The organism is Floridaenema aerugineum BLCC-F46, assembly GCF_041929345.1.
GTDB classification, from domain to species: Bacteria; Cyanobacteriota; Cyanobacteriia; order Cyanobacteriales; family Aerosakkonemataceae; genus Floridanema; species Floridanema aerugineum.
Map to the genome: position 1 here is coordinate 152814 of NZ_JBHFNQ010000090.1, position 8276 is coordinate 161089.

Below are 8276 nucleotides of genomic sequence, written 5' to 3' on the forward strand. Positions count from 1 at the left end.
ATCCCCGACTTCGCAGAAGAAGTCGGGGATCTGGGCAACGTAGATTAAAAGAATACAAAAGTAGCGAGAGGCAAATCCATTCTTCTGGTTTAATCGTTAGCGGATAGTACCACTAGATATAAACAAAGGAAGTTGATTTTATGGTAGCGATCGCATCCATTCATGGCAGAGAAATTCTTGACTCTCGCGGCAACCCAACAGTTGAAGTTGATATTGTGCTAGAAGATGGTAGCAAAGGACGGGCAGCAGTACCCTCTGGCGCTTCTACCGGAAGTCGGGAAGCTCTAGAACTGAGGGACTCAGAACCACGCTATCTGGGCAAAGGCGTACTCAAGGCAGTGAAAAATGTCAATGAAATCATCGCCCCTGCCCTCATCGGCGCAGATGCCAGCGATCAAGCGGGTGTAGACAACAAAATGCTGGAAATGGATGGCACTGAGTACAAATCTAACTTAGGTGCCAACTCGATTTTAGGCGTATCAATGGCAGTGGCAAGGGCGGCAGCAAATTCGGCAGGTTTACCACTTTACCGCTACTTAGGCGGCGATGATGCAGTATTACTGCCTGTGCCCATGTTTAATATTCTCAATGGCGGTGCCCATGCTGATAATAACGTAGACTTTCAAGAGTTTATGATCGGCCCTGTGGGAGCACCAACTTTCAGCGAATCTTTACGCATGGGGGCGGAAATTTATCACGCCCTAAAATCGATTTTGAAGAAGAAAGGTTACGGTACTGGAGTAGGCGATGAAGGCGGTTTTGCGCCTAGTTTGAAAAGTAATGTGGAAGCAATTGAGGTAATTTTAGAAGGAATTGAAAAGGTAGGATTAAAAGCTGGGGAAGATGTAGCGATCGCACTCGATCCTGCAACTAGTGAATTGTACCGAGAAGAAGACGGCAAATACGAGTTTTACAAGTCCGATAAAAGTCGGAAAACTACCGAAGAAATGATCGATCTTTGGGAAGGTTGGGTAAACCAATATCCAATTATTTCCATTGAAGACGGTTTAGGCGAAAAAGATTGGTCAGGTTGGCAACTTATAACCAAACGTTTGGGCAGTAGAATTCAATTGGTAGGGGATGACGCATTTGTTACCAACCCGGCAATTATCCGAAAAGCGATCGCCGATGGCGTAGGTAATTCTGTTTTAATTAAAGTTAACCAAATTGGTTCGATTACAGAAACTTTAAACGCCATTAAAGAAGCTACAGCTGCCGGATATACTAACATGACCAGTCACCGTTCTGGCGAAACTCCTGATGATTTTATCGCAGATTTAGCAGTTGCTACTGGTTCGGGACAAATCAAAACTGGTGCGCCTTGTCGCGGAGAAAGACTCGCTAAATATAACCAACTACTTCGCATTGAAGAAGAGTTAGGAAGTAAAGCAGTTTATTCTGGTTGGTCGAAGTTTAAAAAAGGGTAAATAATATAAGGAAGAGGAGAGAATTAAGGTAATTTTCTCTTCTTTCTTTTTATTTGCGGTGAAACAGAAAAACTCGGATGTTTCCCAAAGGTATAAAGTATACTGAGATCTTGCACCAGTGCCAAAATCCGCCTGGGACTCAAGTCCCAGGCTCATAGCTAAACTCCTCTATCATAGGACTAAATAGTTAGTATTCAAAGGCTTTTAGTCCATTTTAATGGACTTGAGCTATTAGCCTGCGAATTGATAAGGCAGGCGGGCTAGAAACGCAGGTGCAAGATCTAAGTATAGGAATCTTCTTTGTTGGGTACAAAAGATTTTTTTTGGAACCACGTTAGCGAAGCGTGCGCGTAGCGCATAGACACGAAGGACGCGAAGGAAGATGGTTTTGGAGAATTAAAAACAAGAGAAATGCTGCTTATTAAATTTAGCTGCAAAGCAGCTTATTTCCCTTGTTTTAATTCTAAATTGACGAATTTTTGTTCACTGTAGGAAGCAATTTTATTTGGCTGACAGTTCCACTACCTATTGCCCAGTTATAACTTAATCCATTGTTAAAGATTAATTTGGCTTTGATAGTTTGGTTAGGTAAATTGGCTAATTGCTTGGCAACAGGCATCAGGTCAAATCGAGCAAAACCCATACTACAATCAACAGGGGGAAAATAAATAGGTGCCCCAAAACCCCAATCATAACCAAATGGATCGTAGAACGGGTCGGTATAATATGCTCCTGGAATATATTGTCCAGGGATTACTTGCGTCGTTTGAGAAACCGATGTTTTGATGAATTGATTAATCACAACAATGGGTTTATTGTTGGCATCAAGCAAGACTACATCGGTAAGGTAAGCCCCTGTGTTGGCGATATCTTCCTTATTAACACAGTAGTTGACGTTTAGCTGTAACCGATTTTGATTGGGAATATTGATCCAGGTATCAAATACTCCAACTTCAGATGCTCCAGCTTTATAATCGCGATCTTTAATTAAATATGCAGGCCCAATTGTAAATATCTTACTGTATGGTGCTTTTTTGAACTCGGTGCGAATTTCTGATAAAGCTAAAGGGGTTAAGTTTTGAGCATTCCCCAAAGATGAAACGGTTAAAACGGCACCAAAAGCGATCGCAGAACTAGCGATCGTTGTTTGCAAAAATAGCTTTTTGAATCGCGAAAAATCGAATTGCATCAAATTTATCCTCACTAAAACTTTGCTATATTCTCAGATATTGCGTTTTAGTTCGCCAAATCTGAAACTGCAAAACTCGAAGCCACTATAAAAATAGGATAAAAAGGTGACAAATTGGTGAAAAGAGTAGTTTCAATAGTGAAAGTTAGAGCTAAGTTGTTCCCAATTAGATCGGAGTTTCTTAGTTGAGGAGCGATCGTCTTGACTGGAAATAATGGGATACAAGTTCCGTCCTTTTAGGACGGCTTTATTATTACCCCTCAAGTTAATCCAAAAAAGTGAAAAACTAGTGCAATTAACAAATCCTTGTAGCAAATTTATAAGAAGTATTTAGACCGCATTTGAATCCCCTAATTTGATAAATTGATTAATGATAAAAATTGGTTTACTGTAACTTTTACACTGGTTAAAAATTTGCCATGACGGACAAAATTTCCCAACTTCCCGAATTTATCTTTGGTCCCCTCTCCACTTCTCAAGGGTGATTGCAACAAACCCGAATGGCGCGAGTTGGACTATTTCACGACCTCACTCTCAATCCGATCGATCCCACAGAAAACGAACCGATTTTAATCGCGGTGCGAGTAGGTGTAGAGATTGCTGTCAAAGGCGGGATTCGGATTATTTTAGATTACGTGGTAAATCATGTCTCCAGCGAACACGCTGCTTTTCAGACAGCTTTGGGCGATCAACAACACCCGACATATAATTGGTTTCGTTTTCGCAACCATCCATTAGAATACGATTGTTTTTTTGATGTTCCCGGTCAACCAGAAGTTAATTCCGATCATCCCGGAGTTCGCGAGCATTTTATCCAAAACGCCTGCATCTGGTTGCAACAAGGTTGTGATGGCTTTCGGTTAGACTATGCTCATGGTGTGAGTCATGCCTTTTGGTCAGTGTTTCGAGAAGCAACCCGACGCATAAAATCTGATAGTGTAACGCTGGGAGAAATTACCCAACCACCATCAGTAATGCGATCGTACATCGGACGAATGGATGGCTGTTTAGACTTTAGATTATTAGAACTCCTGCGAGGTTTCTTTGCCTTTGAAAGCTTGAGCGTCAGTCAGTTCGATCGCGCTATAGAACAACATTTAGCTTACTTCGGATCAAGTTTAGTCTTACCCAGTTTCTTAGATAACCATGATATGAATCGATTTTTGTGGTTGGTAAAGATAGTAACTTTGGCTCTTTCAGGTTAATGGGAAAAAATTCATTAATCTTTTGGGAAAAGACTATTTTTCACTGGTCTGTCACTTTCTAGTTGTAGAGTATTTGCAATTCATATTTATTATGTTAATGATTGGTTCTCACCCTGCTACGACTCAGAGGAATGTCCTGGTGCATGAGTTTGTCACCGATAAGGGCAGTATACGAAAAGGTTTACCCTGCCAGCCCAGTTATTTCCGACGAAGGTGAGGGCATCTGGAAGCGGTTTGGCAGATGCTTTTAGCAAGGTTGGGGCGACCCTGGGAATTTTTTTGTTGCCCAGTATCAAAGCTGCTTTTGGTATTCCCACTGTTCTGTATTCCCACTGTTCTGATGTTGATGGCGATCGTTTCCTGTTTGGGTTGTAATTTCTTGGAGGGAATTTTGCATGAGTTCTACACCGACTGCCACAAAAGGTAATGGCAAACAAACAGATTTGGCAGATATGCCAATGGATTTGTTGATAAAAACGCTCAAATCCTCTGCTGATGGTTTGAGCCAGAATGAAGCTCATGCACGTCTTTCCCAAGATGGTTACAACGAGCTACCGGAGAAGAAAGAAAGCCCCTTGCTGAAGTTTCTGTCATTTTTCTGGAATCCATTTTCCTGGATGATTGAAGCTGCGATCCTTTTCTCTGCGATCGTCGGAGATTGGGTAGACTTTGCCATTATTTCAGTTCTTCTGTTGGCGAATGGCTTGATTGGCTATTTTGAGGAAAAAACCGCTGGGGATGCAGTTGCGGCACTCAAGGCTCAATTAGCCCTGAATGCAAAAGCCAAACGAGATGGCAAGTGGGTGACAGTTCCAGCGCGGGAGTTGGTGCCAGGAGATGTGATTCAATTGAAAATTGGCGATGTGATCCCAGCCGATGCTCGTTTATTAAAGGGAGATCTGGTGAAGATCGATCAGGCTGCTTTGACTGGGGAATCGTTGCCAGTAACCCGATCGTCAGGACAGCAGATTTATTCGGGTTCGGTAATGAAACAGGGGAATGCAGAAGCGATCGTCAATGGTACAGGTATTAATACCTTTTTTGGCAAAACTGCGAATCTAGTCGCCCAAACCGCGAATGTCAGCCACTTTCAAAAAGCGGTTTTGAAGGTGGGCGATTTTTTGATCGTCATTGCTCTATTGTTGATCGGCATCATTATTCTAGTCAGACTATTTCAGGGGATCGATCTCCATCAAGGCGTAGATGTACTCAGATTATTAAAGTTCTGCTTGGTGTTGACGATCGCTTCTGTTCCCGTTGCTATGCCAACAGTGTTATCAGTCAGTATGTCAGTCGGTGCTAAACAGCTTTCTGAGAAAAATGCTCTAGTTACTCGTCTGTCATCGATCGAAGAACTGGCGGGGATGAATATGCTTTGCTCTGATAAAACAGGCACCTTAACTCTAAATCAGTTGAGTTTGGGCGAACCATTTGTCATGTCTGGAGTGTCTCAGGATGAGATCGTTCTGATGGCGGCGCTGGCATCTAAAAATCAGGATGGAGATCCGATTGATGCAGTCGTATTTCAGGGAGTCAAAGATCCAAAGCAATTGATACCTTATCAAGTCATCCAGTTCAAACCTTTTGATCCTGTCGGTAAACGCACAGAGGCAACTGTGAAAGGGTCAAATGGTCAAACCTTTAAAACGAGTAAGGGTGCGCCCCAAGTGATCCTGGATCTGGTTCCGAATCATACAGAGATTGCACCTGTTGTCAATCAACAAATTGACGAGTATGCTAAACGAGGTTATCGGGCTTTGGGAGTAGCGCGTACCGATGCTAATGGTGAGTGGCAATTTCTCGGCATTCTGCCCATGTTTGACCCACCTCGTTCCGATTCGCAAATCACCATTCAAAATGCTTTGAAGTTAGGCGTACCGATCAAAATGGTGACAGGCGATCAGGTAGCGATCGCCAAAGAAACCTCCCGTCAATTAGGATTGGGACAGAACATTGTGGATGCTAATGTCTTTCGGGAAGCACCCACGCAACAGGAGACTTCATTGGATCAGCAGATCCTACAGGCGGATGGATTCGGACAAGTGTTTCCCGAAGATAAATTCCACATTGTCGATGTCTTGCAAAAACAGGGTTACATTGTTGGCATGACGGGGGATGGTGTCAATGATGCCCCAGCATTGAAAAAGGCTGATGTGGGGATTGCTGTATCTGGTGCAACTGATGCGGCTCGTTCCGCAGCTGATATTGTACTCTCAACTCCGGGGCTTTCGGTGATTGTGGATGCGATTAAACTCAGTCGCCAAATCTTTGAACGCATGACTAGCTATACCCTTTATCGGATCGTTGCCACGATTCAAATTTTGGTGTTTACCACACTGGCAATTCTGTTTTTCAACACTTATCCGATTACAGCAATCATGATCGTTTTCTTGGCGATTTTGAATGATGGCGCGATCGTCACGATCGCTTATGATAATGCCCGGATTCCGAAGACACCGCAACAATGGAATATGAGTCAAGTATTGACCCTATCATCGGTTCTAGGAACCATCTGTGTTATTGCTACCTTTTTGTTGTATTACTTGTGCGATCGCTTTTGGCAACTTAACTCGGCGCAAACGCAGACTTATATCTTCCTCAATATCGCCCTGTTAGGCATGATGACGCTTTATTCAGTCCGCACCCGACGCGCTTTCTGGACTATGCCACCCGCTAAAAGTTTAGCCCTAGCCACAGGTGCTTCTGTTATCATCTCCTCCTGCATTGCACTATTTGGTATTTTGATTGCGCCGATTGGACTCCAAGGTGTATGGTTTAGTTGGTTGTATGCTTTGGTTTGGTTCCTGGCGATCGATCGGGTCAAATTAGCAGTTTATTCCCTTCTCAACCCAGCAAAAGCTGGCTTAGGCAAAACCTATCAAAGCCTCTGGCAACGGATCTCTGGTTAAAACTCGACTAAGATTTGGGACTTACGAGATCCCCCAACCCCCTTAAAAAGGGGGCTTGATTAAGTTCCCCCCTTATTAAGGGGGCTAGTGTTTGGCGGTTTCCGAAGTTAACGCCACATTTAAGGCTTGATTAAGTTCCCCCCTTATTAAGGGGGGCTAGGGGGGATCTAAATTTCAGGCAGAGAATGCGTCAATCCTGGTCAAACTTTCCACTTCCCTGTTCGCCTTTCTCTGCAAAATGTCCAGCTTTAAACCGATACCTTACAACCCTAACAATTAATATGAATAGCCCAATCAAATACGATGAACTGATTCAATTGTGCAAAGTGCCAACCGATCGAAAGATTAATCTCCAAAAGGACTTTGACCCCAGTTACAAAGCTCATGAAGTGACAAAAGATGATGCAGAAGCACTGCTGACTCAAACCATTACCAAAATGGCTCAGTTACAGGATAAACTCTATGCTCAGAATACCTACGCTTTACTGTTGATATTTCAGGCGTTGGATGCAGCCGGAAAAGATGGCACAATCAAGCACGTCATGTCAGGTATAAATCCAGAAGGTTGTGAAGTTAACAGCTTCAAAGGCCCATCAGCAGAAGAATTACATCATGATTATTTATGGCGATGTGCAAAGGTGGTGCCAGAACGGGGACGGATTGGGATTTTTAATCGTTCCTACTACGAAGAAGTTTTGGTCGTGCGAGTGCATCCTGCATTTTTAGAGCGTCAACAACTGCCTGCGATCGCCAAACAGGATATTTGGAAAAAGCGGTTTAAACAGATAAATAACTTTGAAGAATATTTGGTTGACAACGGCATTGTGATTCTAAAATTCTTTCTAAATGTGTCCAAAGCAGAACAGAAAAATCGCTTTTTAGAACGAATTAATGAACCGGAAAAAAACTGGAAATTTTCCGCCAATGATGTCAAAGAACGGGATTTTTGGGATGACTACATGGGTGCTTTTGAAGATGTATTTAACCACACGAGTACAGAATGGGCTCCCTGGTACGTCATTCCTGCCGATCGCAAATGGTTTACCCATCTCGCTGTCAGCAGCATTATTTGCCACACCTTAGAGTCGCTCAATCTACAGTATCCAACCATTAGTGATGCTCAAAAACAGGAACTTCTGCAAGCCAAACAAAAGCTTGAAGGCGAATAGACATCTCCAGAAAAGTATCTAGAGATGTAATGATGCAGGTTGGTAGCTGCTAAGCTGTTACGCTGGGCACAGATGTCCTTGGGGATGTGTTTGGCAGCATCAATGCGGAAGCCGTCACAATCAGTTACAGCAATCCAATACTGGTAGCAGCGGATAATTGCATCCATTGTGGCTTTGTGGTAGCCATTGAGCTTTTTCAAGATGTTCTTCTTTTTAAATCTTGGCTTACCTCTTTTGGGAACTTTAAACCAATGCCCAAAAGCTTTTTGAAGATGCCGCAACGCCTCTTGAGGAGCGCATTTAGAAACCTCATAGTACCAAGGATTAGCTGATTTCACTTCTGCTACCAATCGCTTATGCAAGTCGATAGCTGTTGG

General features: G+C 43.1%; 6 protein-coding genes and 1 pseudogene. 4 read left to right on the plus strand and 3 right to left on the minus strand.

Annotation, left to right across the window (positions count from 1 at the left end):
- Nucleotides 1-140: 140 nt before the first annotated feature.
- Nucleotides 141-1427 carry a phosphopyruvate hydratase gene (gene eno / locus ACE1CC_RS12020; protein ID WP_413270668.1) on the plus strand — a complete coding sequence of 429 codons (1287 nt, stop codon included), beginning with the start codon at nt 141-143 and terminating at the stop codon, nt 1425-1427.
- Between the two features lie 463 nt (nt 1428-1890).
- Here eno and ACE1CC_RS12025 read toward each other — a convergent pair whose 3' ends face one another.
- The gene (locus tag ACE1CC_RS12025; protein WP_413270669.1) at nt 1891-2616 is read right to left on the minus strand and encodes a hypothetical protein; all 726 of its coding nucleotides are present in this window, start codon (nt 2614-2616) and stop codon (nt 1891-1893) included.
- Between the two features lie 500 nt (nt 2617-3116).
- Here ACE1CC_RS12025 and ACE1CC_RS12030 point away from each other — a divergent pair, with 500 nt between their 5' ends.
- The 3 genes from ACE1CC_RS12030 to ACE1CC_RS12040 all read left to right on the plus strand — a co-directional run bounded on the left by ACE1CC_RS12030 (nt 3117) and on the right by ACE1CC_RS12040 (nt 7899).
- The gene (locus tag ACE1CC_RS12030) at nt 3117-3821 is read left to right on the plus strand and encodes an alpha-amylase family glycosyl hydrolase (protein ID WP_413270670.1); all 705 of its coding nucleotides are present in this window, start codon (nt 3117-3119) and stop codon (nt 3819-3821) included.
- Between the two features lie 395 nt (nt 3822-4216).
- On the plus strand, nt 4217-6730 hold the full coding sequence (locus ACE1CC_RS12035) for a plasma-membrane proton-efflux P-type ATPase (protein WP_413270671.1): 2514 nt from the start codon (nt 4217-4219) through the stop codon (nt 6728-6730).
- Between the two features lie 281 nt (nt 6731-7011).
- Entirely contained in the window at nt 7012-7899 is an 888-nt protein-coding gene (locus ACE1CC_RS12040; protein WP_413270672.1) for a polyphosphate kinase 2 family protein, read from the plus strand.
- On the opposite strand, the gene ACE1CC_RS36800 is transcribed toward ACE1CC_RS12040, so the two are convergent.
- Nucleotides 7851-8099 (minus strand): alpha-amylase family glycosyl hydrolase, encoded by a 249-nt coding sequence (locus ACE1CC_RS36800; protein WP_459563833.1) that lies wholly within the window; start codon nt 8097-8099, stop codon nt 7851-7853. The genes ACE1CC_RS12040 and ACE1CC_RS36800 overlap by 49 nt on opposite strands.
- A pseudogene (locus ACE1CC_RS36805) lies at nt 8100-8276 on the minus strand (RNA-guided endonuclease TnpB family protein); the annotation flags it as partial. It lies immediately after the preceding gene.

What these genes read in the sequence shown, in the direction of transcription:
- eno (WP_413270668.1), top strand. Translation starts at nt 141, where the DNA reads ATGGTAGCGATCGCATCCATTCATGGCAGAGAAATTCTTGACTCTCGC.
- ACE1CC_RS12025 (WP_413270669.1), bottom strand. Translation starts at nt 2,616, where the DNA reads ATGCAATTCGATTTTTCGCGATTCAAAAAGCTATTTTTGCAAACAACG.
- ACE1CC_RS12030 (WP_413270670.1), top strand. Translation starts at nt 3,117, where the DNA reads ATGGCGCGAGTTGGACTATTTCACGACCTCACTCTCAATCCGATCGAT.
- ACE1CC_RS12035 (WP_413270671.1), top strand. Translation starts at nt 4,217, where the DNA reads ATGAGTTCTACACCGACTGCCACAAAAGGTAATGGCAAACAAACAGAT.
- ACE1CC_RS12040 (WP_413270672.1), top strand. Translation starts at nt 7,012, where the DNA reads ATGAATAGCCCAATCAAATACGATGAACTGATTCAATTGTGCAAAGTG.